Source organism: Sphingomonas phyllosphaerae FA2 (genome assembly GCF_000427645.1).
Taxonomy (GTDB): domain Bacteria; phylum Pseudomonadota; class Alphaproteobacteria; order Sphingomonadales; family Sphingomonadaceae; genus Sphingomonas; species Sphingomonas phyllosphaerae.
The window spans coordinates 2,745,027-2,770,594 of the sequence record NZ_KE386571.1 but is presented as its reverse complement, the minus strand read 5'-3'; the positions used below and the strand labels follow the sequence as shown (position 1 = coordinate 2,770,594).

26 protein-coding genes are annotated in these 25,568 nt (G+C 68.6%); 15 read left to right on the top strand and 11 right to left on the bottom strand.

Annotated features, from left to right (window positions below; genetic code table 11):
- The first annotated feature begins 14 nt into the window (after positions 1-14).
- On the top strand, positions 15-755 hold the full coding sequence (locus SPHPH_RS0113445; RefSeq protein WP_028967153.1) for a Crp/Fnr family transcriptional regulator: 741 nt from the start codon (positions 15-17) through the stop codon (positions 753-755).
- Positions 756-879: 124 nt separating this feature from the next.
- Here the strand turns inward: SPHPH_RS0113445 and pgmG are convergent, their stop codons facing one another.
- Genes pgmG through SPHPH_RS0113430 form a run of 3 tightly spaced genes read right to left on the bottom strand, consistent with a single transcriptional unit; the run spans position 880 to position 3,301 of the window.
- The gene (pgmG, locus tag SPHPH_RS0113440; RefSeq protein ID WP_028967152.1) at positions 880-2,253 is read right to left on the bottom strand and encodes a phosphoglucomutase/phosphomannomutase PgmG; all 1,374 of its coding nucleotides are present in this window, start codon (positions 2,251-2,253) and stop codon (positions 880-882) included.
- A complete protein-coding gene (locus SPHPH_RS0113435) occupies positions 2,250-2,516 on the bottom strand; it encodes a J domain-containing protein (RefSeq protein ID WP_337587825.1) in 267 nt (88 codons plus the stop codon). Before SPHPH_RS0113435 ends, pgmG begins: the two co-directional genes overlap by 4 nt.
- A 2-nt stretch (positions 2,517-2,518) precedes the next feature.
- Positions 2,519-3,301, bottom strand: a complete 783-nt coding sequence (locus SPHPH_RS0113430) for a division plane positioning ATPase MipZ (RefSeq protein WP_028967150.1) — start codon at positions 3,299-3,301, stop codon at positions 2,519-2,521.
- 116 nt (positions 3,302-3,417) lie between these two features.
- Here SPHPH_RS0113430 and panC point away from each other — a divergent pair, with 116 nt between their 5' ends.
- The 5 genes from panC (at position 3,418) to coaD (ending at position 6,371) form a co-directional block, all read left to right on the top strand.
- A complete protein-coding gene (gene panC / locus SPHPH_RS0113425; protein WP_028967149.1) occupies positions 3,418-4,260 on the top strand; it encodes a pantoate--beta-alanine ligase in 843 nt (280 codons plus the stop codon).
- A gap of 109 nt (positions 4,261-4,369) precedes the next feature.
- Positions 4,370-4,660 (top strand): hypothetical protein, encoded by a 291-nt coding sequence (locus SPHPH_RS0113420; protein WP_028967148.1) that lies wholly within the window; start codon positions 4,370-4,372, stop codon positions 4,658-4,660.
- A 50-nt stretch (positions 4,661-4,710) separates the two neighbouring features.
- Positions 4,711-4,950 (top strand): exodeoxyribonuclease VII small subunit, encoded by a 240-nt coding sequence (locus tag SPHPH_RS0113415; protein WP_028967147.1) that lies wholly within the window; start codon positions 4,711-4,713, stop codon positions 4,948-4,950.
- Positions 4,947-5,855, top strand: coding sequence for a polyprenyl synthetase family protein (locus SPHPH_RS0113410; RefSeq protein WP_028967146.1), 909 nt, complete (start codon positions 4,947-4,949; stop codon positions 5,853-5,855). The genes SPHPH_RS0113415 and SPHPH_RS0113410 overlap by 4 nt, the downstream gene beginning before the upstream one ends.
- A gap of 15 nt (positions 5,856-5,870) precedes the next feature.
- Positions 5,871-6,371 carry a pantetheine-phosphate adenylyltransferase gene (gene coaD, locus SPHPH_RS0113405; RefSeq protein ID WP_028967145.1) on the top strand — a complete coding sequence of 167 codons (501 nt, stop codon included), beginning with the start codon at positions 5,871-5,873 and terminating at the stop codon, positions 6,369-6,371.
- A 267-nt stretch (positions 6,372-6,638) separates the two neighbouring features.
- Here the strand turns inward: coaD and SPHPH_RS0113400 are convergent, their stop codons facing one another.
- Entirely contained in the window at positions 6,639-7,601 is a 963-nt protein-coding gene (locus tag SPHPH_RS0113400; protein ID WP_028967144.1) for an IS5 family transposase, read from the bottom strand.
- Between the two features lie 327 nt (positions 7,602-7,928).
- Between SPHPH_RS0113400 and SPHPH_RS19800 the strand changes: the two genes are divergently transcribed.
- Positions 7,929-8,612, top strand: coding sequence for a peptidylprolyl isomerase (locus tag SPHPH_RS19800; RefSeq protein ID WP_051273015.1), 684 nt, complete (start codon positions 7,929-7,931; stop codon positions 8,610-8,612).
- 4 nt (positions 8,613-8,616) lie between these two features.
- A complete protein-coding gene (gene queA / locus SPHPH_RS0113385) occupies positions 8,617-9,642 on the top strand; it encodes a tRNA preQ1(34) S-adenosylmethionine ribosyltransferase-isomerase QueA (RefSeq protein WP_028967143.1) in 1,026 nt (341 codons plus the stop codon).
- A gap of 43 nt (positions 9,643-9,685) precedes the next feature.
- On the opposite strand, the gene SPHPH_RS0113380 is transcribed toward queA, so the two are convergent.
- A complete protein-coding gene (locus SPHPH_RS0113380) occupies positions 9,686-10,738 on the bottom strand; it encodes a ferritin-like domain-containing protein (protein ID WP_028967142.1) in 1,053 nt (350 codons plus the stop codon).
- A 53-nt stretch (positions 10,739-10,791) separates the two neighbouring features.
- On the bottom strand, positions 10,792-11,787 hold the full coding sequence (locus tag SPHPH_RS0113375; protein WP_037489658.1) for a ferritin-like domain-containing protein: 996 nt from the start codon (positions 11,785-11,787) through the stop codon (positions 10,792-10,794).
- Between the two features lie 147 nt (positions 11,788-11,934).
- On the opposite strand from SPHPH_RS0113375, the gene SPHPH_RS0113370 reads away from it, so the two are divergent.
- The 6 genes from SPHPH_RS0113370 (at position 11,935) to SPHPH_RS19795 (ending at position 17,338) form a co-directional block, all read left to right on the top strand.
- Positions 11,935-12,513: a sigma-70 family RNA polymerase sigma factor gene (locus SPHPH_RS0113370; RefSeq protein ID WP_028967140.1), complete on the top strand. Its 579-nt coding sequence runs from the start codon at positions 11,935-11,937 to the stop codon at positions 12,511-12,513.
- Positions 12,503-13,207: an anti-sigma factor gene (locus SPHPH_RS0113365; RefSeq protein ID WP_028967139.1), complete on the top strand. Its 705-nt coding sequence runs from the start codon at positions 12,503-12,505 to the stop codon at positions 13,205-13,207. Before SPHPH_RS0113370 ends, SPHPH_RS0113365 begins: the two co-directional genes overlap by 11 nt.
- A 159-nt stretch (positions 13,208-13,366) precedes the next feature.
- Complete coding sequence (locus SPHPH_RS0113360; protein WP_238303092.1) at positions 13,367-15,394, top strand: hypothetical protein; 2,028 nt, start codon at positions 13,367-13,369, stop codon at positions 15,392-15,394.
- Positions 15,391-15,915, top strand: a complete 525-nt coding sequence (locus SPHPH_RS0113355) for a TadE/TadG family type IV pilus assembly protein (protein WP_051273014.1) — start codon at positions 15,391-15,393, stop codon at positions 15,913-15,915. The genes SPHPH_RS0113360 and SPHPH_RS0113355 overlap by 4 nt, the downstream gene beginning before the upstream one ends.
- Positions 15,912-16,313, top strand: coding sequence for a TadE/TadG family type IV pilus assembly protein (locus SPHPH_RS0113350; RefSeq protein WP_028967136.1), 402 nt, complete (start codon positions 15,912-15,914; stop codon positions 16,311-16,313). The genes SPHPH_RS0113355 and SPHPH_RS0113350 overlap by 4 nt, the downstream gene beginning before the upstream one ends.
- A gap of 161 nt (positions 16,314-16,474) precedes the next feature.
- Positions 16,475-17,338 carry an ATP-grasp fold amidoligase family protein gene (locus SPHPH_RS19795; protein WP_162143931.1) on the top strand — a complete coding sequence of 288 codons (864 nt, stop codon included), beginning with the start codon at positions 16,475-16,477 and terminating at the stop codon, positions 17,336-17,338.
- 9 nt (positions 17,339-17,347) lie between these two features.
- Here SPHPH_RS19795 and SPHPH_RS0113340 read toward each other — a convergent pair whose 3' ends face one another.
- From SPHPH_RS0113340 to SPHPH_RS0113330, 3 genes are all read right to left on the bottom strand, one after another.
- Positions 17,348-18,796: a lipopolysaccharide biosynthesis protein gene (locus tag SPHPH_RS0113340; protein WP_162143930.1), complete on the bottom strand. Its 1,449-nt coding sequence runs from the start codon at positions 18,794-18,796 to the stop codon at positions 17,348-17,350.
- Positions 18,797-18,973: 177 nt separating this feature from the next.
- On the bottom strand, positions 18,974-19,438 hold the full coding sequence (locus SPHPH_RS0113335; protein WP_028967134.1) for a glycine zipper 2TM domain-containing protein: 465 nt from the start codon (positions 19,436-19,438) through the stop codon (positions 18,974-18,976).
- A 244-nt stretch (positions 19,439-19,682) separates the two neighbouring features.
- Positions 19,683-21,392, bottom strand: coding sequence for an alpha-L-fucosidase (locus SPHPH_RS0113330; RefSeq protein ID WP_028967133.1), 1,710 nt, complete (start codon positions 21,390-21,392; stop codon positions 19,683-19,685).
- A gap of 153 nt (positions 21,393-21,545) precedes the next feature.
- Between SPHPH_RS0113330 and SPHPH_RS0113325 the strand changes: the two genes are divergently transcribed.
- Complete coding sequence (locus SPHPH_RS0113325) at positions 21,546-23,477, top strand: CocE/NonD family hydrolase (RefSeq protein WP_028967132.1); 1,932 nt, start codon at positions 21,546-21,548, stop codon at positions 23,475-23,477.
- A 65-nt stretch (positions 23,478-23,542) separates the two neighbouring features.
- Here SPHPH_RS0113325 and SPHPH_RS0113320 read toward each other — a convergent pair whose 3' ends face one another.
- Together SPHPH_RS0113320 and SPHPH_RS0113315 are read right to left on the bottom strand one after the other, a co-directional pair.
- Positions 23,543-24,865 carry a sensor histidine kinase gene (locus SPHPH_RS0113320; RefSeq protein ID WP_028967131.1) on the bottom strand — a complete coding sequence of 441 codons (1,323 nt, stop codon included), beginning with the start codon at positions 24,863-24,865 and terminating at the stop codon, positions 23,543-23,545.
- The gene (locus SPHPH_RS0113315) at positions 24,862-25,539 is read right to left on the bottom strand and encodes a response regulator (protein WP_028967130.1); all 678 of its coding nucleotides are present in this window, start codon (positions 25,537-25,539) and stop codon (positions 24,862-24,864) included. Before SPHPH_RS0113315 ends, SPHPH_RS0113320 begins: the two co-directional genes overlap by 4 nt.
- Positions 25,540-25,568 lie beyond the last annotated feature (29 nt).

Here is a 25,568-nt window from a genome sequence, read left to right as displayed (position 1 = left end):
AGGATCAACATTGGGTGCCAGCGCTTAGTTTCGCCGATCGGGTCGGCGACTTTCTCTCTCTTTCCGCGGTGGAGCGTGGGGTGCTCGCCGGGCTTGCGGAGCGGGAACGCCCGCTGCGCCGCGGCGCAACGCTCGTGCGTCAGAACGAACGCGGGACCGATCTGTTCGCGCTGAAAAGCGGGATGATGATGGGCTACGTCCTGCTCGGCGACGGCAGCCGCCAGATCCTGCGGCTGATCTTTCCGGGCGATCTGTTCGGGACGCAGGTGATGGTATTCGGCAAGGCGCAACAGACGCTGGTGGCGGCGGCCGACAGCGTCGTCTCGCCGATCGATCGCGCTGCCCTGGCGAATGCGGCGCTGCGCCATCCGCGGCTGGCGCTGGCGCTGACGGCGCTGGAGCAGATCGAAAGCGCGTCGCTGGCGGACCGGCTGGCGGCCGTGGCGAAATTGCCTGCGCGCGCGCGGGTGGCGGGAATGTTGATCGAAATCCGCGGACGGATGCGGCGTGGCGATCCCGCGATCGGCGACAGCTTCACGCCGGGTCTGACGCAGGAGGAGATCGGCGACGCGGTCGGGCTGACGGCGGTGCACGTCAACCGGATGCTCCGCCAGCTCGAGGATCAGGCGCTGATCGCGCGTACGGGCGGGCGGGTGACGATCCTCGACGAAGCGGGGCTGCGCCGCGCCGCCGGGCGCAACGATCGCGGCGAGGGAGGCGACCTGTCGTGGTTGCCCGAGGTGCAGCAGGCGTAGCCAGAACACCACTCGACCGTCATCCCGGACTTGATCCGGGATCCCGCTGTCTTCTTGCCTCGTCCGTAAAGAAGAAGCGGGGCCCCGGATCAAGTCCGGGGCGACGATGGGGTTGGTCGGACTGTCAGTTGCCGCTGCGCGACAGACCGCACACCGCCAGTTGCGCGTCGATCGCCGCGACCAGCCGCGCCAGCGCGTCGGCGTCGCGTCCCTCGGCGCGCAGCGTCAGCGCGGCCTGCGTGTTCGAGGCGCGCAGCAGCCACCAGCCGTCGTCGGTCGAGACGCGCACGCCGTCGGTCATCGTCACGCGCGCGCCCTGCTCGGACAGTCGCGTGGCGACCTCTTCGACCACCGCCATCTTGCGTGCCTCCGCGACCGGCACGCGCCATTCGGGGGTTGCGACGCGTGCGGACGTGCCCTCGCGCAGCTCGGTCAGCGAGCGCCCGGACAGATGCACGGCGTGGATCAGCCGCACCGCGGCATAGAGCGCGTCGTCGAACCCGTAATATTCATGCGCGAAGAAGATATGGCCGGACAGCTCGCCGGCCAGCGGCGCGCCCAGCGCCTTCATCTTCGTCTTGATCTCGCTGTGCCCGGTCCGCCACATCACCGGCGTGCCGCCCAGCGCGGCGATCCGCTCGAACAGCGCATCGCTCGATTTCACGTCGGCGACGATCGTGCTGCCCGGCAGTGCGGCGAGGATCGGCCCGACCAGTATCGACAGGATCTCGTCGCCCCACAGCACGCGGCCGTGCGCATCGACCGCGCCGATCCGGTCGCCGTCGCCATCGAAAGCCAGTCCGAAATTGAGCTTCTTCTCCGCCACCAGCGCCTGAAGCTGTGCGAGATTGGCCTCCACCGTCGGATCGGGATGGTGGTTGGGGAAGGTGCCGTCGATGTCGCAGAACAGCAGATGATGTTCGCCCGGAAGCTGCGCGGTGAGCGCACGGATCGCCGGCCCCGCCGCGCCGTTGCCGGCGTCCCACGCGATCCGGTACGTGCCGCCCGCATAACCGGCGAGCAGCCGGCCGACGTACAGGTCGAGCACGTCGGCCTGGGTGACGATGCCGGTGCCGCTCTCCCAATCGCCAGCCTCGGCGAGCCGCGCGAGATCGCGCACGTCCGGCCCGCAGAAGCTGTTCCCCTGCATCACCAGCTTGAAGCCATTGTCCTCGCGGGGATTATGGCTGCCGGTTACCTGTACGCCGCCATCCACCTCTAGCGTCGCAGCGGCATAATAGAGCATCGGCGACGGGCCGACGCCGATGCGGACGACGTCGACGCCCGAGGCGGTCAACCCCGCGACCAGCGCCGCCTCCAGCATCGGCGAATGCGTTCGCCCGTCATAGCCGACCGCGACGCGCGCCCCGCCCGCGCGCCGGATGCGCGTCGCGAAGCCGCGCCCGACCGCCCAGGCATCCGCCTCGGTCAGCGTGTCGCCGACGCGCCCGCGAATGTCGTAGGCGCGCAGGATCTCGGGCGAGAGCCGGTGCGTCATAGCGGGTCCTTGAGCGCCGCCAGCAGCGTGTCGCGCGCCGCATTGACGCGCCGGGCGCGCTGTTCGGAGCCGCCGCGATCGGGGTGCAGCTCGGTCATCAGCCGGCGGTGCGCGGCGCGGATCTCGCCCGCATCGGCCCGCGCGTCGACCCCCAGCACCCGCCGCGCCTCGCCGAGCGGGGAGGGGCGCTTCTTCGCCGGCTTGCGCAGCAGCACCCATACGCCCCACACGATCAGCGCCGCGACGATCCATTTCATCAGCATCGTCAGGCCGCCTGCGTCGCGCCGACCTCTGGCAGCGCCAGCGCCGCCATCATCTCGCGCAGCTCCTGCCGCGCGGCGACATGGCTCAGCCCCATTCCGCCGAATTCCTTGGCGTCGAGCAGCGTCAGCCCCTTGGGGAATAGTTCGCGATAGATCACGCGCTCGCCCAGACCGGGGATGATGCGGAAGCCGACGCGCCGCGCCAGCTGGTCGAGCGCCTCGGACACGCGGCGCATGTTGCGCGCCTCCAGATATTGCAGGCGGTTGCGCAGCACGACCCAGTCGATCGTCGTCCCGTCCTCCCGCGCACGGGCCTTGCGCGCGTCCCAGATCAGCTCCGAATAGAAGCTGGGGCGCACCACCTTGTAGGTTTCGGGATCGACCTGCCCGATCAGGTCGAAATCGACGAAACTGTCGTTCATCGGCGTCACCAGCGTATCCGCCAGCGCCGCCGCGATCCGCGCCGCCGGGTCGTCACGCCCCGGCGTGTCGATGACGAGGAAGTCGTAGCCGTCGGTGAAGGCGCGGTACATTTCCGGGAAATTGCCGTCGGCGCGCCCGTCCCCGGTGGCGTGAACGGGCAGCGCCAGGTCGATCCCGGCGCGCTTCACCGTCGCCTCGCGATTGTCGAGATAGCGCCCCAGCGTCCGCTGGCGATGGTCGAGGTCGATGCACGCCACCCGCGCGCCTTTCGCGGCCAAGGCGATCGCGACGTGAACCGCCGTCGTCGACTTGCCCGTGCCACCCTTTTCGTTGGCGAACACGATCACATGCGTGCGTGGCACATCCGTGCGAACGTGTTGCGCTTCCGTCCCCGTTTCGGACAATTCGTCGCATCCTCGATTGATTGCGTCCTGCCCCGACCATAGAACCCCCGACCGCGAGTTTCGAGGGGTAACGGGTGGAAGTGTATCGTGATCTCGCCGGCCTGCGCGCCGCGCTGGAAACGGCGCGCGTCGGCGGGCGTGAGGTGGCGCTGGTGCCGACGATGGGCGCGCTCCATGCCGGCCACATCGCGCTGGTCGAGGCGGCGCGGCGTCCCGGTGCGCTGGTCGTCGCGTCGATCTTCGTGAACCCGAAGCAATTCGGGGCGAACGAGGACCTGTCGCGCTATCCGCGCAAGGAAGTCAGCGACATCGCGATGCTGACCGATGCGGGCTGCGACGTGCTGTGGCTGCCCCCGGTCGAGCAGATGTATCCGGCCGGCTTCGCCACCAACGTGTCGGTCTCGGGCGTCAGCGACGGCTGGGACGGCGCGGCGCGGCCGGGGCATTTCGACGGGGTCGCGACCGTCGTCGCCAAATTGTTCAACCAGGTCCGCCCGACCCGCGCCTATTTCGGCGAGAAGGATTTCCAGCAGCTGGCGGTGATCCGCCGGATGGTCGCCGACCTCGATTTCGATATCGAGATCACCGGCGTGCCGACGCAGCGCGAGGACGACGGGCTCGCGCTGTCCTCGCGCAACGTCTACCTCTTGCCCGAGGAACGCCAGAAGGCGGTGGCGCTGCCCCGCGCGCTGGGCGTCGCGGCGCGCGCGGTGCTCGGCGGCGGCGATGTCGACAAGGCGCTGGCGGATGCGACCGCCATGCTCGTCGCAGCGGGCTTTGCGGTCGATTATGTCGCGCTGGTCGATGCAGAGACGCTGCAAAGCGACCCCGCCCCGGGCCGCAGACGCCAGTTGCTGGCGGCAGCGCGGCTGGGCAACACGCGGCTGATCGACAATCTCGCGGTCGATCCGGGCTGACCTTCCGGCGCGTTTACGATCAGCGACTTGAGTGATCGCGGCCTTAACCATTTGGTGAGCCGAATCGGTGCACAACCCCTCTTACATTGAAGGATGGAGGGGTGATCCGATGGTAACCGAATTCGACATCGCGCTGTTAGCGCGCCGCACCAACGAAGCGACCCGCGGCGATTCCGACGCCGCCTATGATCTGGGCGTCGCCTATTCGACCGGCACCGTGGGTGCCACGCTCGACCTGATCGAAGCGCACAAGTGGTTCAACCTGGCCGCCGCCTGGGGCAACGATGCCGCCGCCGCCGCGCGCTCGGAAATCGCCGAGGACATGACCGCCCGCGAGATCGCCAATGCGCAGCGCGCCGCGCGCGACGTCCTGGGCGGGATGCAGCGCCGCGCGGCCTAACCTGCGGCATCTCCTTGACCCGTCGCGCTTGCGCGGCGCATAGCCCGGTCATGGAGAATTCGACCGAGACGCTGTCCTTCGAAGCCGGTCTGCGCGAACTCGAGGAGATCGTCGCGCGGCTCGAATCCGGGGATACCCCGCTGGAGGAGGCGATCCGCCTGTACGAGCGCGGCAGCGTGCTGCGGCAACGCTGCGCCGACCGGCTGGATGCCGCACAGGCGCGGATCGAGGCGATCCGTACCGGTGCCGACGGGCGCCCCGCTGCGGTCGAGCCGTTCGCCGCCGGATGAGCGTCGCCGCCAACGCCTCGCCGCAGCTGAAAGCGGCGCTCAAGGAAGTGTCGGCGGAGATGGACCGGCGCTTTGACGCGCTGCTGCCGATCCCGAACGATCCGCGCGCGGACCTGTACCGCGCGATGCGCCACGCCACGATCGGCGGCGGCAAGCGGCTGCGCCCGTTGCTGGTGTTCGCGACCGCGCGGCTGTTCGACGTCGCGCGCGATGCCGCGGCGCGCGTCGCGGTCGCGCTGGAGGCGATCCACGTCTATTCGCTGATCCACGACGATCTGCCCGCGATGGATGACGACGACCTGCGCCACGGCAAGGCGACCGTCCACAAGGCGTTCGACGAGGCGACCGCGATCCTGGCCGGCGACTGCCTCCACGCCTTGGCGTTCGAGGTGCTCGCCGATCCGGCGACGCACGCCGATCCGTTCGTCCGCGCCGAGTTGATCGCCGATCTCGCGCGCGCCTCGGGTCCGTCGGGGATGGCGGGCGGGCAGGCGATGGACCTCAAGGCCGATGGCACGCGCTTCGACCTGAACACCGTCACCCGGCTTCAGCAGATGAAGACCGGCGCGCTGATCGGTGCGGCGGTCGAGGGCGGTGCGATCCTCGGGCGGATCCCGCCGGAGGGGCGCCGCCACCTGCGCGGCTACGCCCACGACCTTGGGCTCGCCTTCCAGATCGTCGACGACCTGCTCGACGTCGAGGGTGACGAGGAACTCGCGGGCAAGAAGCTGCGCAAGGACGGCGAACAGGGCAAGGAGACTTTCGTCTCGCTGCTCGGCGTGGAGCGGGCGCGCCAGCAATCGCGGATGCTGGTCGATCAGGCGATCGACCATTTGCGCAGCTATGGCGAGGAAGCCGAATTGCTCCGCGCGATCGCTCGTTTCGTCATCGATCGTCGCGGCTGACCGGAAGGCTTTTCCATGCGTATCGGCGTCTACCCCGGCACCTTCGATCCGATCACGCTGGGACATATGGACATTATCCGGCGCGGCGCGAAGCTGGTCGACCGATTGGTGGTCGGCGTCACCACCAATCCCGGCAAGTCGCCGATGTTCGCGCTCGACGAGCGGATGGCGATGGTCGAGCGCGAGGTCGCCGACATCGGGGGCGACATTCGCGTCGTCTCCTTCGATTCGCTGCTGATGGACTTCGCCGAGCGTGAACGCGCGACGATGATCGTCCGGGGCTTACGCGCCGTTGCCGACTTCGAATACGAATATCAGATGGCGGGGATGAACCAGCAGCTGAACGACCGGATTGAGACGGTCTTCCTGATGGCCGACGTCTGCCTGCAACCGATCGCGTCGCGGCTGGTGAAGGAAATCGCGATCTTCGGCGGACATATCGGCAAGTTCGTCAGCCCGGCGGTCTGCGACGACGTGGTGGCGCGCGTCGAGCGAGACGGTCGGCGGGGAAGCTGAGCCGCCGGGATCAATCCTCCGGGCTTCCGCCCCGAGCCGTCGTTATTTTCGATGCGGACATTCCATTCGCTCGTCGCCCCGGACTTGATCCGGGGCCCCGCTTCTTCTTGCCCGGCGGGTTGAGACAGCGGGACCCCGGGTCAAGCCGAGACCTCTGCGAAAGGCGCCCGAGAAGGCGGGTAAGGCTTTTCTGGCCGATGGGGGGAGCCGTCAAGCGTGCAGGTAGGTGGGTGTATGTCCCCTGCCGAGAAGCCTCGAACGGGTCGTTCAAGCAGCAGCCCGCCGCAGATTATAGGCGATGGCGGCAAGGTCGACCTGGAGGCGGCATCGTTCGAGGCCGCGGTAGCGCATTCTGACCAGGCCGTAGGAACCGCGNTTGAGTTCGGAAAAGGTCCGCTCGACGGCGCCGCGTATCCGTCCGATCAGCTTGTTGCGCACCGCCTGCCAAGGGGGAAGCGTCGGTTGCCCGCGCACGCGGCGATGCTGGATGCGGTCCTTGATGCCGCGCGCCTTGAGCGCCTCGCGCCGGGCGCGCTTCTCGTACGCCTTGTCGGCATAGACGGCGCGCTCGTCGCCCAGGATGAGGTCGTCGGCCACTTCGCTCTCATAGGTCTTGGCCGGCGTCACCCGCCGGTTGCGGATCAACCCCGAACCCTGGTCGACACCGACATGCACCTTATAGCCGAAGAACAGCCGGCGTCCCCGGTCGACGCGCGTCCAGCTGGCGTCGGGGTCGTTGGCCGAACGGCTCTCCCCGCCTTCCGCCGGCCGGGCACTGCGCGGCGGACAACGGACCGCCGCCTCCACCAGCGTGGCGTCGATCAACGTACCGGACTTGACCAGGAAGCCTGCCGCATCGAGCTGACGCTGCACCTCGACGAACAGCGCCTCGCCCAGCCCCGCCTCGACCAGCGCCAGCCGGAAGCGGCACAAGGTCGTCTCATCCGGCGTCGGCTCCTCCAGCGCCAGGCCGCAGAACCGCCGGAACGATACCCGGTCGGATAGCGCCTCCTCCAGCCCCGGGTCTGACAAGCCATACCATTGCTGCAGCAGCAGCGCCCGCACCATCGCCAGCGCCCGGTACGGCGGACGTCCCGTCGTCCCGGGCCGCACCCGCCGCACCAGCGCCTCCACCGGCGCCCAGTCGATCAGCGCCGCGATCCGCTCCAACCGCGCATTCCGGCCAAACCCCGCCGGCAAAAACGCCTCCGCAAATCCCCGCTGTTCCATCGACGCCGATCCTCCCACAGCATCGAATCATATCCATGCCGAAACGTCAGCACATTTTCGCAGAGGTCTCGATCAAGTCCGGGATGACGGACGGAGAGCAGGGTGGCGTAAGGGTCGATCCAGCCTTCTTCGTCATTCCCGCGCAGGCGGGAATCCAGAACCTCTGAAGCCTGCGACTCTATCGAAGGACCTGCGCGTCTGGATCCCCGCCTGCGCGGGGATGACAGGCGCGGATTCCTGTCTCACGCCCGCGCGCGTTCAGTTTGGCGCAAGCGCGTTTCTGGTCTAGGGCGACACAGAACCCACTGATCCGATCCGAAAGACCCGATGCGCCCGTTCGCCCTTTTCGCCGCCGCGCTCGCCGCGACCGTGTCTGTCGCTACCCCCGTCGCCGCGCAGGACCGGCTTCCCGCCCCGCCGCTGGGCGACAAGACCAACATCTGGGTGCTCGATCTCTCGACCGGCGGCCGGGTCGAGGTGGCGCTGCGCCCCGATGTCGCGCCCAAGATGGTCGACCGGATCAAGACGCTGACCCGCCAGCATTTCTACGACGGGCTCGTCTTCCACCGCGTCATCGACGGCTTCATGGCGCAGGGCGGCGATCCCAAGGGCGACGGCACCGGCGGCAGCACGCTTCCCGACCTGCCCGCTGAGTTCAACTATCTGCCGCACGTCCGCGGCGCGGTGGCGGCGGCGCGCGCCGAGAAGGAAGACAGCGCGAACAGCCAGTTCTACATCGTGCTGCAACCGCGCTTCCAGCTCGACAAGAAGTACACCGTGTTCGGCCGCGTGCTGACCGGCATGAACTATGTCGACGCGATCGAGAAGGGCGAGCCGCCGCAGAATCCGTCGCGGATCGTCCACGCCTATATCGCGTCGGACAATCCCCCGGCCTATCAGCCGCTGCCCGCCGCGGCCGCGCCAACGCTGCCGGCGACGCTCCCGACGCTGCCCGGCACCACGCGGGCCGCGGCGAAGCCTGCGCCGAAGAAGTCCGCTACCCGCCGCTGAGACGATGAACGTCGATCTGTTCGACTTCACGCTCCCGCCGGAGCGGATCGCATTGCGTCCCGTCGCGCCGCGCGATGCGGCGCGGATGCTGGTGGTGACGCCCGAGGGGCTGGCCGACCGCATCGTCGCCGACTTGCCGGGTCAGCTGCGCGCGGGCGACCTGCTGGTCTTCAACGACACCCGCGTGATCCCCGCGCAGCTCGAAGGCACGCGCGGATCGGCGCGGATCGGCGCGACGCTCCACAAGCGCGAGGGGCCGCGCCGCTGGCGCGCGTTCGTCCGCAACGCGCGGCGGCTGCGCGACGGCGACGCGATCGACTTCGGCCACGACGTGACCGCGACCGCGCACGATCGCGCCGAGGACGGCAGCTGGGCGCTGGTCTTCGCGGGCGACGAACCGGTCGAGCTGCTGCTCGAACGTGCCGGACGGATGCCGCTGCCGCCCTATATCGCGGGCAAGCGCGACACCGACGCGCGCGACGCGCAGGATTACCAGACGATGTTCGCCGCCGAACCCGGCGCGGTCGCGGCACCGACGGCGGCGCTGCACTTCACCCCCGCGCTGCTGGACGCGTTGGCAGCGGCCGGGATCGAACACGCGACGCTGACGCTCCATGTCGGCGCGGGCACCTTCCTGCCGGTCAAGGCCGAGGATACCGCCGACCACCGGATGCACGCCGAATGGGGGCGGATCGACGCCGTCACGGCGGATCGGCTGAACGCGGTGCGCGATGGCGGCGGGCGGGTGATCGCAGTCGGCACCACGTCGTTACGTCTGATCGAGAGCGCAACCGATCAGGATGGCCGTATCCGGCCGTTCGAGGGCGATACCGCGATCTTCATCACCCCCGGCTACCGCTTTCGCGGGATCGACGGGCTGGTGACCAACTTCCATCTGCCGCGCTCGACATTGTTCATGCTGGTGTCGGCGCTGATGGGGCTCGACAGGATGCAGGCCGCGTACGCTTATGCGATCGCGCACGATTATCGCTTCTATTCCTACGGCGACGCGAGCCTGCTGTTGCCGTAGCAGGCGGCCGCCCGGGTGATGCCACCCGGACGGCGCGCGTGCGTTACGACGACAGCCCGACGCGCAGCGCGGCGTTGGGGTTGTTCGTCCCGTTCGGGAAGAACCCGCCGCCGGTGCGGTTCGCGCCGGTCGCGTTCAGGTACACGATGTTGTGCACCTGCTCGCTGCTGCGGCTGTAGGCGAGGCCGTTGACGTTCGCCGGCACCAGATTGGCGGCCTTGTTGTCGTCGAGCAGCCCCTGATCGTCGTCGGAGCCGATGCCGCGCGTGGTATCGTCGGTCGGCTTGCCGTCCAGCAGGTCGCGCGCGTCGGAGATCTTGGTGGTCGCGTCGATCAACGCGGCGGTCGACATGCCCTTGGCGTAGAGGACGGTGCGCACGATCCCGGCGTGATACGCCTCGGCCGCGAGGATCCCGGCCGCCGCCTCCAGATAGGTCTTGTTCGTCAGCAGCGGTGCCGCGCCCTTGTAGGCGGTGACGCCGACGTCCTCGAACAGGAACGCCCCCAGCAGGAAGTTCTCCGGCGAGGAATAGGGATCGAACGTGTCGGTCATCGTAATGACGCCGGCCGCGCGCGCCGCGGCGGTGAAAGCGCCGTTTGCGCCGCCGGCGATGTTGATGTTCGGCATCGCCACCGCCGCCGAGCCGAGCGCGGCGCGAAGGAACGCGACGTGCGCCGCTTCGTCCGCGGCGATCTCGCGGGCATAAGCGCCGACCATCGGATCCTTGGTGAAATCGACCTTCGACCCGCCGGTCACGGTGCCACCGGCAGTGCCGCTGCCGCTGGCGGTCTGTGCGGCGGACAGGCCGGTGCCGTTGACCGCGTAAAGATAGAATTGCGCCTCCAGATATTCGAGGTTGAGCGCCAGGTTCAGCACGTCGCTGTCGGTGATCGCGGTCGGTGTCGGGGTCGGGGTGGGCGAGGGCGTCGGTGTCGGGTCCACCGAATCGCCGTAATCGCCGTAGCAGCCCGACAACAGCGACGCGCCACCCAGCAGCACCGCGCCGCCACCGGCAGCCTTGAGGAAGCCGCGACGGGCCGCGCGCCGCGCGTCGGCGGCGGACAGGATTTCGAGAGCCTTGAACGGATCGATCATGGGGAAGAGTCCTTGAAAGCGTCAGGGGAACATCATCGGAAGCGCCGCTTCGCTCAGGTCGTCGACTTGATGTTTCCGTTGACGCCGTTGGGGAAGAAGCCGCCCATCGTCGCGGTGCCGGCGTTGAGATAGACGATGTTGAGCACCTGTCCCGGCGTGCGGCTGAACGCGAGGCCATTGGTGTTGAGCGGCGACAGATTGGCGGTCAGCGCGTCGCCCGTCCCGGACGGCGCGATGCCCTGGTCGTCGACCGGGCCGATGCCGCGCACCTTGTCCTCGGCCGGCGCACCGTCCAGCGAATCACGCGCCGCGGCGATCTTCTCGGTGGCGTCGATCAATCCCTGTACGCCCTTCGAATAGAGCGTCGTCCGCACGATCGCGGCGTGATATGCCTCGACGGCGAGAATGCCCGCAGCGGCCTCAAGGAAGGTCTTGTTGCTGAGCAGTGGTGCCGCGCCCTTGTAGGCGGTCACCCCGACGTCCTCGAAGATGAAGGCGCCGAGCAGGAAATTGGTCGGCGATTCATACGGGTTGAATATGCCGGTATCCTTGTCGACCACCCCGGCGGCACGCGCGGCGGCGGTGAACGGCCCGTCCGCGGCACCGCTGATATTGATGTTCGGCATCGCGACCGCGGCAGTGCCGAGCGCCGTGCGGAGGAACTTGACGTGCGCCAGCTCGTCGGCGGCGATCTCGCGCGCATAGGCGCCGACCAGTGGATCGTCCACGAACCTCACCGGGGCGCCGCCGGTGACGGTGCCGCCGGCCGCGCCGCTGCCGCTCGCGGTCAGGTCGCTGGTCAAACCGCTGCCGTTGACGGCATAGAGGTAGAATTGCGCCTCGAGATATTCGAGGTTGAGGGCGAAGTTCAGAACGTCGCTGTCGGTGACCGTCGTCTGCGCCAGCGCCGGATCGGCATAGGCAAAGGCGCCGCCGACGGCGGCGACCCCCAGCGCGGCGGTGAAGAAGGCGCGGCGGTTCTCGCGCCGCCTCGCGCGGCCGTCGAAGGTTTCGATCAGCAGATCCTGCTCGGTTCGGGCGTCTTGCATCGTCACTTTGCACCTCCCAACCCACGGGGGTGACACGGAAGCATCTTCCTCGACGTGGGCTAAACAGATACGGGATGAACTTGAATCAGGATGCAGGGTCGGTCGCGCGCGACGATAAATAATTGATCCTGCCGGCGGAGTGATGCGGTGACGGGCAACGGGACACAGGCGGACGGGCCGCGCGCCGCGCTCGCCGCCGCGCTGACGCTGAGCGCGACCGGCGATCGGGAGGCGTTCCGGCGCGTGTACGAACTGACCGCCGCGAAGCTATTCGGCATCTGCCTGCGTATCTGTGGCGAGCGACAGGCCGCGGAGGACGTGTTGCAGGAGGTGTATCTGATCGTCTGGCGCCGCGCCGCTACCTACCGGCCGGAGCGCAGCCATCCCGTGACGTGGCTGGCGACGATCGCGCGCAACCGCTCGCTCGACTGGCGGCGTTCGCCGCGCGCGCGCGGCGCGGTGGCCGATCCTGTCGAGGCCGAAGAAACGGTCGACGACGCGCCGCTCGCCGATCAGCGAATCGTGGCGGGAGAGGACGGACGCCGGCTGGACGATTGCATGGACCGGCTCGACGAGCGCCCGCGCCATGCGATTCGTTCCGCCTTCCTCGACGGGCTCACCTATGCCGATGTCGCGCTGCGCGTCGGGGTGCCGCTGCCGACGATGAAGAGCATCATCCGCCGTGCGCTGATCCGTTTGCGGGAGTGCCTGAACGATGACGCCTGACGACCGCATCCTCGCGGCCGAGCTGGTCGTCGGTCTGCTGACCGCCGAAGAGGCCGCACGCGCCGAACAGCGCCGCACGGACGAGCCCGCGTTCGCTGCGGAGGTCGAATGGTGGGAGACGCGCCTCGCGCCGCTGCTCGATCGCTACCGCGAGGTCACGCCGCCGCCCTATATCGCGGCGCGGATCGAGGCGTTGCTGGACGTGCCGCATGTCGCGCCGCGCGCCGCGCGCCTCCCGTGGCGCTCGCTTTCGCTCGGGGCGGCGGTAGGCGCGCTGGCGGCCTTGATCGCCGCCTGGCTCCTGACGCCGGCGACCGTGACCACGCCGGTGCCACCGGTCAGCGCGCCGACCGCACCGGCGCGGCTGCTGATCGCGCAACTGGCGTGGACCGACAAGGCGACGGCGCCCGCGCCGGTGGCGGTCGTCGATCCGGCCAGCGGCGCGCTGCGGCTCACCCGCGGGGTCGACACGCCGGCGGGTCGCGTCGGCGAATTGTGGCGGATCCCGGTCGGCGGAAAGCCGGTGTCGCTCGGGCTGTTGCCCCGCGACGCCGCGCCCGCGATCCGCGTGGCGCAGGCAAACCTGCCCGCGACCGGCAGCACGCTGGCGATCTCGATCGAACGGCGCGGCGGCTCCCCGACCGGGCAGCCGACCGGGCCGGTCGTCGCAGCGGGCGTCGTCGAGCGGCTTTGATCGCGGCGGTCGCCGCTCCTACCGGTCCATCATGGCGACGTGAGATCGACCGTCAGCGTGATGCCCCTGCGCTTTAGGACCTGCTTTCAGTAGGTTCCGATCCGAATTTATTTACGAAACCACGTTAGCAAACGGAGCGTGCGGAAACGAAGCCTACGCTTGCCCTCGTGGCTGAAGACCCTCCTCCACCATCGTGGCGGCGGCGTCAGCGTGCTTGCGGCGCTGTCCGCGGTCAGCGTGATCGGGATGGCGAGCTTCGCGGTCGATCTCAATCGCGGCTACGAGACGATGGTCGCCAACCAGCGCGTCGCCGACATGGCGGCGCTCGCCGCGGGCGTCGCCTATAGCGCGGCGAAGAACGAGACGATCCTTCAGCCGACCGCGCAGGATCTCGCCAGGATCAACGGCATCACCACCGGCACCGTCGTCGCGCAACTGGTCACCGACGTGCCGACGCCGGGGGCGAAGGCGGTGCAGGTGACGATCACCGTGCCGATGACCGTCACGCTCGGCCGCGTGCTCGGGCTCGGCGCGAGCTATCCGGTCAAGACGGTCGCGACCGCGAGCCTCGCGACGCAATCCACCGCGGGGTGCATCGTCGGGCTGGCCAGTTCGGGCAATGCAATCGAAACGCAGGGCGGGGCGTCGATCAACGCACCGGCCTGCGCGGTGGCGGGGGTCGGCACGGTCGCGAACAACGGCAATGCGATCACCGCGAAGAACATCATCTCGGGCGCGGGCGACATCGTGAACAATTACGGCACGCTCGCCGCCGATCTGCTGCGCTACGCCGGGAATTTCACGAACCCGGACTGGAACGCCAACGTTCCCAGCGCCGACAAGCGGGTGAAGCAAGGCTCCACCGTCGGCGATCCGCTGGCCGACAATCTCGATCTCAGCAGCGCGCGCTCGTTGATCGGCAACTGGCGCGCGCCCGTCACGCTCGCCAATCCGACGACGCCTGGCGGCGGGGCGGTGTGGTCGTTCAGCAGCTCGCCGTCGCTGGCGGTCGCCGGGTTCCGCAAGGGCAACAGCAGCAACTTCACCGTGCCGTCGGGCAATTACACGATCGACTCGATGGACGCTTCCGGCGGGGTCAGTGTGACCTTCAGCGCGGGCTCGACGGTGACGGTGGCGCGCGGCGTGTCGATCACCGGCGGGGCGACGGTCGTCTTCGGCAACGGTACCTACCGGATCAATGGTGGCTTCACGGGAAGCGGCGTGACGTTTGGTGACGGGGAACTGTCAATTGGGCAGGGGACCGTCAGCTTCGGCGGCACCAACCGGATCGGCACCGGGCCGGTAACGATCAACGCGCCGCTGTCGCTCAGCGGCGGGACCACGCTGGCGATCGGCGCGGGGGCGCATGCCTTCGGCGGCATATCGGTTGGCGGCGGCAGCTGGCTGACGATGGGCGACGGGTCGCTCGACGTGGCCGGCGGAGTGTCGGTCGGCGGCGGGTCGACGATCATCGCGGGCGCGGGCAACGTGACGATCTCCAATCCCGGCGACCGCGCGATCTTCGTGGACGGCGGCGCCTACTTCTTCATGGGCGACGGCCTGTTCAGCGCCAATGGATCGATCGTGACGGGCGGGGGCAGCCGGCTGGCGTTCGGCAAGACCGCCAATCACCTCATCAACGGCGATCTGTTGGCATCCGGCGCGGTGTTGTTCGGTGCCGGCCGCTATACGATCAAGGGCGGCTTCGCGAACGGCACTGGCGGCGCGAACAATGGCACGCCGTCCTGGCCTTATACCTCGCCGATCACCAACCAGACGTGGGGGAGCAGTCTCGAAGGCGTCAGCGTCGGCGACGCTGACATGGCCGGGGTCAACGTCAGCTTCATCCTGTCGGGGACGATCAATCTGGGCGGCGGCGCGAAGACGATGCTGCTCGCGCCCGCCGCGACGACCAGTGGCGGCGCGATCGCCGACATCCTGATCGACAGCCTGACCTCGGCCGACACCAGCTGGAGCGCAGGGGCGACCAATGTGTTCAGCGGCGCGGTGCATCTCCCCAATTCGGCGCTGACCAGCAGCGGCGGCAACAGTACGAGTTCGAGCGCGCGGTGCTTCATGCTGGTCGCCTATCGGGTGACGCTGACCGGCGGCGCGACGGCGGGGTCGACCTGCACGGGGCTCGGCACCGGCGCCGGGGGCAGCGGAACGGTGGATTTGATCTCATGAGCCTGCGCATCACGCCTTTCCGTCGCCTGTCGTGCGATCGTCGCGGCATCGCCGCGGCGGAATTCGCGCTGTGGATGGTGCTGTTCTTCATCACGATGCTCGCCGCGCTCGACATCGGGTCGTTCTCGGTCGAGCGCGCGCGGCTGGCGCAGGCGATGAGCGGCGCGTCGATCGCCGCGTTCAAGTCGCGCGATACGGTGAACTTCACCGCCTTGCCCGCCTACCTGCGCAGCGCCGCCGGGGTCACGACGCCGGGCGCGCTGACAGTGACGATCGGTTGCAACGGCGGGCAGGACAATTGCGTCAACACCTCGCGCACCTGCTCGTGCCTCACCTCGACCGCGACGTTGGTGGCCGCGGGCAGTTGCGGCGCGCCGTGCGGCAGCGGCGCGTCGGCGAACAGCCAGTCGGGCTATTATATGAAGATGACCGCCTCCTATCCCTTCCGCCCGGCGCTGCTGCCACGGGGGATGCTGGGGAATGGCGTGGTGTCGCAGAGCACGACGGTACGGCTGCAATGATCCGCGACGAACGCGGCGCGACTGTGATCGAGTTCGCGCTGATCCTGCCGCTGTTGCTGATGGCGCTGTTCGGGCTGATCGAGGGCGCGCGGCTCGTGTGGATGGATCAGGCGCTCGATCAGGCCGCCTACAGCACCGCGCGCTGCCGCACGATCGCCAGCGTCGCGTGCGACAGCGCGGCCAAGCAAGTGACCTATGCGGTGCAGCGCGCGAAGGCGAACGGCATCACGGTCAATCCCGCCAACGTCGTCATCGATCCCGCGGCGACCTGTAACGGCGTGAGCGGCGCGTTGCTGGTTACCCTGACGGTCAATTTCGGGTCGCCGGTCGCAAAGCTGTTGCCGCTGCCGCAGACGGTGCGCGGCCGGTCGTGCGTGCCGGTGCTGCCCAAGGTGTAGGTGTCGCTGTGACGCAGGCCTGAAGAATTGTAAAAAACCGACATTCCGCCGCCGTCGACAAGCGTCTATGGCGCTGCCGTCTGCGGGCAGGGGCTCGAGGGGCAGCCGAGATGCAATGGCTCGGTGGGAGAGGTACGTTGGCGAACCTGCTGCAGTCCGTGATGCGGGCGGTTTTTACCGCGCTGCCCGCCAAGCAATCCTTGCAGGCGCAGTACCTCAAGGCGCTCGGCGAATGGCCCGACCTCGACCAGCCGAAGACTTTCAACGAGCGGGTGCAGGCGCTGAAGCTCGCGCCGCGCAATCCGTTGCTCCCGCTGCTCGCCGACAAGGTGCGGGTGAAGGACTGGGTGGCGGAACGCGTCGGCCGCGACGTGGTGATCCCGACGCTGTGGTCGGGCAAGGTGCTGCCCGCGCAGGTGCCGTGTGCGGCGCCGTTCGTGGTGAAGGCCAACCATTCGTCGGGCTGGAACGCGTTCATCCGCACCTATGACGATGCGACGTGGCAACAGCTTCGCGTCACCAGCAAGACGTGGCTGGAGAACGACTGGTATCCGTTCCTGCACGAATGGTGGTACAACGAGATCGACCGGCTGTTGCTGATCGAGCCGATGATCGGCGAAAACCTGAACGATTATAAGTTCTTCTGCTTCAACGGGCAGGTCCGCGCTGTCCAGGTCGACGCCGGGCGCTTCACCGATCACCGCCGCAGCTTCTACGATCGCGACTGGCAGCAGATGCCGTTCAGCCTGGCGCACGACCAGATCGAGGGCGAGATGCCCGCGCCGCGACATCTGGCGCGCATGATCGAACTGGTCGAGGAACTGTCGTCGGGCTTCGCGTTCGCGCGGATCGACTTCTACGATCTGGAGGCCGGGCCGATGTTCGGCGAGATCACCTTCGCACCGGGGGCGGGGCTGGAGCGCTTCTCGCCGAGCTCGGCCGATCGCATGATGGGCGACTGGTGGGCGGAAAGCGAGCAGCGGCTGTCGTCGTCGCGACCGGGCGACCTGTCGATTGCGGTCTGATCGCGGTGGTCAGCGGCGCACGAACTTCGCCTTGATCGTGCGCACCTGATCCAGCCGCAGCAGCAGGATCGCGGCGGCATAGACCAGCCCCCCGGCGGCGAGCGCGACCAATGTCATCGGCACGCCGGTGACATGCGCGAACGGCAGCAGCGCCGCCGCCATCGCCGCGCCGGCCACCAGCACCTTGGCATTGTCGCGCCCCAGCAGCCGGATGCCGAAGGTCCGCCGCGCCATGACCGCGCTGACCGTATAGCCGCCGGCCTGCGCCAGCAGCGACACGCCCGCGATCCCGATCAGCCCGTAGCGGTGGAGCGCCAGCGGCCCCAGCGCCACGAACGTCGCGATCGCCAGCGCCGGCGCGATCATCAGCAGCCGCATGTGCCGCGTCAGCTGGAACGCGACCTGCAAGTGATAGATGGTCAGCAACCGTAACAGCGCCGCCGCGGTGACGAGCGGCAGCAGCGGAGCACTCTGCGGCGCGAGCCGCGCGCCGAGCAACAGGTGGCTGACTGGCCCGGCCAGCACCGTCGCGGCGACCAGCACCGGCAGGCACATCGCGACGTACATGACGGCGTTGCCCTCCAGCAGCACGCGCGCCTTGTCGGGCCCCTCGTCCTCATAGGCGCGCACCATCGCGGGATACATGGTGATGTTGACCGCCAGCATCGCGAAGCCCAGCGTCTTCTGCAGCAGGTCGGACGGCGCCGCGTAATAAGCGACGCTGGACGTGCCGAGAATGTGTTCGACCTGATAGCGGTCGAGCACCCCGACGCCGTACGACAGCCCCGAACTGAGCATCAGCGGCGCGCCCAGCTTCAGCATCCCGCCCATCACTTCGCGATCCTCGGCGCGCGCCCCGGCGATGCGCAGCCGCCGCCAGACCGCATCGGTGGCGATCCCGCCGATCACCGCGACCGCCTGTCCGATCACCAGCCCGAGCAGCACCCCCGACAGGCCCAGCCCATACCCCAGCACCAGCGCCAGCCCGATGACCAGCGACAGCGCCGAGCGCGTGACGATCACCCAGAAGGTGTGCCACGCCGCGTGGCGCGCACGGCTGATGACGTTGAGCTGCGTCAACGCGACCTCGCTGACGAGGAAGACGAACAGCACCCACATCCACCGCGGCCCCAGCCCGAAGATCGTGTGCCCCGAGATCGACAGCACCGCGGTCAGGATTCCGAGCAACAGGATCAGCCCGAAGACGATCGTGAACAGCGCATCGGCCCGCGCCGGATCGATGCGGGTCGCGGCGGTCGGCGAATAGAGCGTCCGTGCGCTGACGATCCGCGCCCATTCGAACAGGATCGCGTTAATGAGCAGCGCGGTCGTGGTGATGAGCGTGAACTGCCCGAATTCGACCGGCGGCAGCAGCCGCACCCAGAGCAGCAGGGAGATGAAGTTCAGCCCGCTGGAGATCGCCAGACTGAGCGTGTTGAGAACCGCTGGACGCGCCACGATCTTCCTCTTCGACGAAACGCCGCGCGCCATGCCGGATTTGTGGCGCGGCCGCCATGCGCTTGTCCTTAAACATGTTGCGGCGCAATACGAAAGAGCCCCCTTCCGTCGGGAAGAGGGCTCAGGGGGGCGAAGGGACCGCAGGGCGATCGACCTCCGACAGGAAAGGAAAGACGGTCAGCGCTGGCAATAACGCGGGTTGTCCGAACGCTCGACCGCGTTGCCGGCCAGCGCACCCGCGCCCGCACCGATCACGGTGCCCAAAGTTCGGTCACCGCCGCGATCGATCGTGCGGCCGAGCAGCCCGCCGGCGATCGCGCCCAGCACCGTGCCGGTCGTCCCGCTCTGGCAGCGCGAACGATAGCGATAGCGACGGTCGTCGCGATCGTAGCCGCGGTAGCGATCGTCGCGGTCGTAGCCGCCACGATCGTATTCGGCATAGCGCGGACCACGGTTCCAGCCTTCACGATACGCGCTGCGATAGGCGCGGTCGTGGTCGCGATACCCGTCGTCGTCATAACCGCGATAGTCGCGCTCGTAATACTCACGCTGCTCCCACCGCTGCGCCTGCGCCGCGACCGGGGTCAGTGCCACGATCGCCAGCGCCGCAGAACCGAGACCCATCGACATCTTCTTGAGCATGATCCAGCTCCCCTCACGCATCACCGACGCAGGCCGAAGCGGCTGCGACAATGACGGGGATAGACTCGCGCGATTGAGCGGAGACTGAATGCGTCCGTTATCCTGCGTTAAGGTCGATGTTGAAACCGCCACCTTCCTCTTTCCGTCATCCCGGACTTGATCCGGGATCCCGCTTCTTCTTTTTCTTCCTGGGGCGCGGGAAGAAGCGGGGCCCCGGCTCAAGGCCGGGGCGACGGAAGAAGGACTACACCACCGATCCCTCGGTCAGCCCCGACCCGCTGAGGATCAGCGCGACGCCGATGTCGTTGCGCAGCGCGGGCGGCAGCGTCACCTCCAGCGCGTCGCCGGTGCGCACGAAGCGCAGCGGCGCAGCGCTGCCCGGCACCGTCACGCGCTGCACCGTCCCGCGCCCGACGCGATTGTCCTTCGCGAGCAACGTCAGCCGCGCGACGCCGTCGTCGGGCCAGCCGAGCACCAGCGCGTGCAACCGCTCGCCCTTCGTCACGTAACGAATGTCCTTGGCGCCATAGAGCGACTTCGGCCCGCCCTCGGAGAACAACCCGCCGCCACCGTTGCGTGGCCCCTCGCCATGCACGCGCCACGGGCGGGTGGCATAGATCGCCTCGCCATAGCGCTGCATCCACGCCGCGATCCCCTCGACGATCCGCTCTTCCTTGTCGTCGATCGTCCCGTCGCCGCGCAGCGGCACGTTGACCATCAGATTGCCGTTCTTCGACACTACGTCGCACAGCGTGTGGATGACGGTCGCGGCGGACTTGTAGCGGTCCTGATCGTAGACCGCCTGATCGTAATGCCATTCGCCGATGCAGGTATCGGTCTGCCACGGGAAGCGCTCGATATAGGTCTTGCCGCCGCGCTCGACGTCGTCGACGATCCCCATCCGCCGCTGCGGCGGGATGTTCTTGCCCGTCACCACCGCCTGCACCTGCCCGCGGTTCCACGCCATGCTGCGGTTGTAGAAATAGGCGGTGATGTCGAGCCCGGCCTGTTCGAGCGGCAGGTCGAAATTGTCGAAATAGACCAGATCGGGGCGATAGCGGTCGATCAGCTCCTGACAGCGCAGATACCAGTTGCGCACGAACGCCGGATTGGCGGGCGTGCCCTCGTTCCACATCCGGTCGTGCGCCTCGTGCCACGCATCGGCCTCCAGCAGCGTCTCGATCCCGTCGGGCATGATGTCGTCGCGCCCGGTGTACAGCTGTTGCGGGTCGAGCCCCTCCCACCATTTGCCCTTGCCGTCGGCGACGGTCAGCCGGAACGCGTCATAGCGCTGCCCACGCCGCGGCCCCTCCGGGTCATAGCCATAGGCGGCCTGATTCCAGTGCCAGGCGTGCGCCGAATGGTTCGATACACCGAAACGCAACCCGCGCTCGCGCGCCAGTTTCTCCCATGTCCCGACGATGTCGCGTTTCGGCCCGACGCGCGTGCTGTTCCACGCGTGATGCGTCGAGGCATAGCAATCGAGATTGTCGTGATGGTTGGCGAGCGCCATGAAATAGCGCGCACCGGCCTTTTGATAGAGGTCGATCAACCGCACCGGGTCCCACTTCTCGGCCTTCCAGCGGTTCTGGATTTCCATGAAGCCGGTGTCGGCGGGGTGGCCGTAATTCTTCAGGTGGTGCGCATATTGCGACGACCCCTGCAGGTACATGTTGCGCGCATACCAGTCGCCTGCGGCGGGCACGCATTGCGCGGTCCAGTGCGCCCAGATCCCGAACTTGGCGTCGCGGAACCAGTTGGGCACGCTGTAGCCGTCGGTCAACGATCGCCAGTCGCCGGTGAAGGCGCGCGGGGCGGGGACGCGCACCGCGCGCTTGCCGCCGGGCCGGGTGCTATAGGCGCATGTGCCCGCGCTCGCTGCACCCGCGGGCACCGCCGCCAGCGCTCCTGCGGTCGCACCCGCGCCCAGCGCCTGCCTGCGTGTCACCTTCATGGGGCTGCTCCTCTCACGATAATTCGTTGTTTTGAGAACTGGTTTTCACGATCATGCCGCGTGACCCGGTGCATGGCCACCCCCTTTCGACACGCTTGCGGTGGCCCGCGTCCTGCCGCACAGATCGCGACAACAATCCTGCCGGAGTTTTCCATGCGTCGTTCCGTGCTGTCGCTGCCGCTCATCGCTCTTGCCACCGTCGCGGCGCAGGCGCCTCAGACCGGAACAAAGACCCAGCCGCCCGCCGGGGGCGACATCCCCGCGAACTTCCGCCTGCCGACGGTCGCGCGCGACTATATCAAGCAGGAGGTGATGATCCCGATGCGCGACGGGGTGAAGCTCCACACCGTCATCGTCATCCCGAAGGACGCGACCAACGCGCCGATCGTGCTGACGCGCACGCCCTATAACGCCTCGGCGCGCGCGAACCGCAGCGACAGCCCGTCGATGCTGAACGCCTTGCCGCTCGCCGACGAGATCTTCGTGAAGGGCGGCTACATCCGCGTCTATCAGGACGTGCGCGGCAAATATGGCTCGGAGGGCGATTATGTCGTGACGCGTCCCGTCATCGGCCCGCTCAACCCGACCCCCCCTGGCAAGATTGGGGTCGATCACGTCACCGACGCGTACGACACGATCGACTGGCTGGTGAACAAGGCCAATCTGCCGCAGTCGAACGGCCGCGTCGGGATGATCGGTTCGTCCTACGAGGGCTTCACCGTCGTGATGGCGCTGCTCGCGCCGCATCCCGCGTTGAAGGTCGCCGCGCCCGAAAGTCCGATGATCGACGGCTGGATGGGCGACGACTGGTTCCATTACGGCGCGTTCCGGCTCGCCAATATCGCATGGCTGGGCGGGCAGACCGGCTACAAGAGCGGTGGCCCGCTCCCGCCGACCGGCGGCTATGACGATTACGACAATTTCCGCGACAAGTCGGCGGGCGACTGGGCGAAGCAGTCGAGCTACGACCAGCTTCCGTACTGGACGCGCATGTCGCAGCACCCTGCCTATGACGCCTTCTGGCAGGGGCAGGCGCTCGACAAGTTGCTCGCCGCGAACCCCTCGAACGTCCCGACGCTCTGGGAACAGGGGCTTTGGGATCAGGAGGACATGTACGGCGCGATCACCGCATGGGAGGCGCTGAAGGCCAAGGGCAAGACCGGCAACAACTTCCTCGTGATGGGGCCGTGGCGGCACAGCCAGGTCAACCGCGAGGGGCGCAGCCTCGGCCCGTTCCAGTGGAACGGCGACACCGCCGCGCAATTCCGCGAACAGATGGTGCGCCCGCTGTTCGACCAGTATCTCAAGGACGGCGCGCCTGCGAACCTGCCGACCGCCGCGATCTACAACACCGGCGAGAACCATTGGGACCGCTTCGCCACCTGGCCGCTGGCGTGCGAACAGGGCTGCGCTGCGCCGCTGACCCCGATGTATCTGCAAGCGGACGGCGGGCTGTCGCTGGCGAAGGGCGCGGCCGGCGGCGACGCTTATGTCTCGGACCCCGCCAAGCCGGTCCCGCATCTGCCGCGCCCGGTCAATTTCGACGACGGCCGTTGGGGCGACTGGCTGGTCAGCGACCAGCGTCCCGCCGATGGCCGCACCGACGTGATGACCTATATGACGCCGGTGCTGACCCAGCCGATGCGCGTCTCGGGCGCGCCGATCGCCGACCTCTACGCGAAGACGACCGGCACCGACGGCGACTTCGTGGTCAAGATCATCGACGTGCTCCCGCCGAACGTCGCCGACGCGAAGATGGGCGGCTATCAGCTGCCGATCAGCCTCGACATCTTCCGCGGCCGCTACCGCGACAGCTTCGCGAAGCCCAGCGCGATCCCGGCCGGCAAGGTGCAGCGCTATCGCTTCCGGCTGCCGACCGTGAACCACGTCTTCCAGCCGGGGCACCGCGTGATGGTGCAGGTCCAGTCGAGCCTGTTCCCGCTCTACGACCGCAACCCGCAGACCTATGTGAAGAACATCTTCTTCGCGCAGCCGGGCGACTACAAGAAGGCGACGGTCACGATCGAACGCGGCGGCGCGAGCCCCAGCGCGGTGCTGCTCCCGATCGTTCCGGTGGCGCAGTAAGAGGCCGTCATTGCGAGCGTAGCGAAGCAATCCAGGGCGTCCTGGTCCGACACTGGATTGCTTCGCTACGCTCGCAATGACGATGAAGCGCCGCCCAACACCAGAGACGCCCGCAACCCGCGCCCGTCCTCGCCCGGCGCAAGCGTCAACCCCCCGCCATGCGCCGCGGCGATCCGCGCGACGATCGACAGCCCCAGCCCCGATCCGCCGCTGCGCGCCTCGCCCTTCCAGAACCGCTCGCGCATCTTCACCAGCCGCTCGGGCGGGATCGGCGCGCCGTCGTCGCACACGCACAGCCGCGCGCCCGGCCCGGCTGAAACCGCGATCCGCGCCCCCGCCGGCGTGTGCCGCACCGCATTGTCGATCAGATTCTCCAGCGCCAGCACGATCGCCGCCGGCTGGCCGGGGATCGCCGCAGCTCGGTCGACACGCAATTCGATCGTCCGCCCCGAGGCGAGCACCGCCGGCGCGCGCTCCGCCACCACCTCCCCGGCCAGCGCACCGAGATCGACCACCGCGCCATCGTCCTGCACCGGCCGCTCCAGATCGGCGAGGCTCAGCAACTGCGCGATCACCCGCGCCGCGCGGTCGACCTGCTGCAACAAGGCCGCGCGCGCCGCCACGTCCGCCACCGCATCCGCGCGCAGTCGGATTGTCGCCAGCGGCGTGCGCAGCTCATGCGCGACATCTGCCGCGAACGCCGCCTGTGCCGCGAACGCCTGCTCCAGCCGGTCGAGCGCGGCATTGGTCGCCACCGCCAGCGGCTCGATCTCGGCGGGGAGCGTCCCCCGCGGTAGCCGCCGGTCGAGCGTCGCCGGCCCGATCGCGGCGGCCGTCTGCGCCGCGCGCCGCATCCGCCGCCGGATCCCGCGCGTCAGCCACGCCGCCATCAACGGCCCCAGCATCACGAACGGCAGCAGCAACAGCACGAAGCGCTTGAGGAAGGTCGTGACGATATCGTCGGTCACCACCTCGGGCGCGGTGCTGTCCTGCGCCACGACGATCCACCGCGCGCCCGCCGGCCGGCTGAGCACTGCGATCCGCCCGCGCCGCACCAGTTCCGGCTGCTGCGCCAGCGGCACCGCCGCCGGCACCGTCACCCCGCGCGCGGCGATCACCTGCCGCCCGGCATCGACGATCGCCAGCGACAGCCCGCCCGCCAGCAAGTCGACGCTGGCCATCGCGCGCCGCGCATCGCCGTGATCGGCGTTCAGCCGGTCGGCGACCCGCTGCGCCTGCTGATGAAGCACCTCATGCTGGTAATGCCGCGCGACGCGGTGGAGCAGCGCCCCCACCGCCAGCGGCAACGTCACCGCGGCGGCCAGCGCGATCGCGATGTGGAGCAGCGCCAGCTGCCCGAACAGCGACCGCGGCCACCACCGCCTCATGCCGCGTTGCGCAGCAGATAGCCGACCCCGCGCACGGTATCGATCCGCGCGCCGGTCCCCGCCTCGTCGAGCCGCTTGCGCAGCCGATGGACATAGACCTCGACCGCGTTCTTCGATCCCTGATCGCCACCCGCGCCGAACAACTGGTCCTCCACGACGCGCTTGGGCACGACATTGCCCGCGCGCCGCAGCAGCAACTCCAGCAACTCGGTCTCGCGCGTCGACAGCGTCAGCACCGTCTCGCCGACCCGCACCGTCCGCGTCTCGACATCGAAGGTCAGCCGCGCACAGGTCAGCGACACGCCCAGATACCCGCCCTGTCGCCGCAGCACCGCCAGCAACCGCGCATGCAACTCGTCGGCATCGAACGGCTTCACGATATAATCGTCCGCCCCGTCGTGCAGCCCGCGGACCCGCGCCTCGACGCTGCCGCGTGCGGTCAGCGCCAGCACCGGCCGCGTCTCGCCGCTCGCGCGTCGGCGCCGCAGCCACGCCAGCCCGTCACCGTCGGGCAGCCCCAGGTCGAGCAGGATCGCGGCATGGTCGACCGCCGCCATATACGCCTCCGCCTCGTCCAGCGACGCGGCATGATCCACGGTCAGCCCGCGTTGCAGCAGCGCCGCGGTCAGCGCCTCCGCCAACGCCCTGTCATCCTCGATCAATAATATGCGCAAGATTCCCCCGCAGCGCAGCAATCGTCAGG